The sequence below is a fragment of the Micromonospora sp. M51 genome, from assembly GCF_018070305.1.
Lineage (GTDB): Bacteria > Actinomycetota > Actinomycetes > Mycobacteriales > Micromonosporaceae > Micromonospora > Micromonospora parva.
The window spans coordinates 1-1,463 of record NZ_JAGPXZ010001091.1; the positions used below are offsets into that span (position 1 = coordinate 1).

Annotated in this window: 1 protein-coding gene; it reads right to left on the reverse strand. The window is 71.4% G+C overall.

What is annotated here, in order from left to right; all coding sequences use genetic code 11:
• Window positions 1-1,463: FxSxx-COOH system tetratricopeptide repeat protein (gene fxsT, locus KBX53_RS32710; RefSeq protein ID WP_247676563.1), on the reverse strand; the 1,463-nt coding region annotated here is incomplete at both ends.

Sequence of the window (1,463 nt, forward strand, 5' to 3'; positions counted from 1 at the left end):
CCGAGGTACTCGTCGATCGGGGTGCCGGTCGCCAGCATCCAGGCCGCCGCCTGCTCCAGGGCCAGCGGCAGGTCCCCCAGCTGCTCCGCCAGCCGGTCGGTGTCCTCGTCGTCCAGCTCCGGCAGCCGCCGCCGGATCAGCTCGATGCTCTCCTCCCGGGTGAAGACATCCACCTCGATGCTGTCCGCCACCCCGGCCCAGTTGTGGTTGCGGGAGGTGATGAGCACATGCCCGCCGGGGTTGCTGAGAAACGGCATCAGGTCCTCGGCCCGGGTCGCGTTGTCGAAGACCAGCAGCCACCGGCCGTACGGCCGTCCGGTGCGCAATGCGTCGTACACGGTCTCCAGGGCCTGCGACACGTCGACGTCGTCGCTGACCAGATCGAGCTTGCGGGCCAGGGCGACGAGCGACTCCCGGATCCGGGTCGGTTGTTCGGCCGGAACCCACCAGATCAGGTCGTAGTCGCTGGCGTACTTGTAGACGTACTCCACGGCGAGCTGGCTCTTGCCGACTCCGCCGAGGCCGTGCACGGTGTGCGGCAGCACCGCGGTGACGTTGTCGGTCAACCGCTGGCGCAGCACGTTGAGCAGTTCTTCCCGCCCGGTGAAGTCGGGGTTGCGGGGCGGCACGTTCCCGAACACCGCTGGCTGCTCCCCGACGCTGGAACGGCCCCGATCTCCTGGAGCGGTCTGTGCGGTCATGTCGTCCCCCTCTTCGGGTGTGGCCGCGATCGGTAGCCGCCGGTCGGTCCGCTGCGTTGGCGTGGCTGGCGGGCCGAGGGCGGCCGGAGCCAGCCGCCGCGCGAGTTCCGAGTACCGGCCTCCCAGGCTACGCAGCACCGTGTAGGCCACCTCGGCGAACGGGCGGCCCAGTCGGGTCGCCAGCCGGTCCGAGACCTGTCCGGCGAGCAGCGCCGGAAAGTCCAGAGCCGCGCCCATGTGCTCGTTGCCGTAGCGGGAAACGACGTCGAGGATCCGCAGCGCCTCACCGACCCGCAGTCCGGAGAGTAGTTCCTGCCGTACGCCGGGAAGGAACTCGTAGCGGGCCTGTTCGACCGGCGTGTCCTCGGCCCAGCTCGCCGCGTGGCGCAGCAGCCCGCTCAGGTAGACCTCGGCGAGGTCCTGCGGCTGTGAGCGTGGCAGCATGAGGCGCTGCACCAGGCGCATCACCGGCAGTGTCAGCGGTGCGGCGGCAAGGAACTCGGCGAGTTGACGGGCCTCGTCCGAGGCCATCGCCCGGAACCGGGCGACCCGCTGGGCCGGCGTCAGGTCCAGCGGCTCCGGCGACGGTGGCTCCCGCAGCGGGTCGACGAGCAGCGGACGAGGGTCGGTGGTCAGCAGCGCGACCGCCGCGACCGGGCCGAGGGTGCGGCCACTGACCAGGGCGGCCCCGGCGGCGAACCATCGCGGTGCCAGTTCCAGCACCGGTATCGCGACCGCACCGCGCGGAAGGTGGTCCGGCAC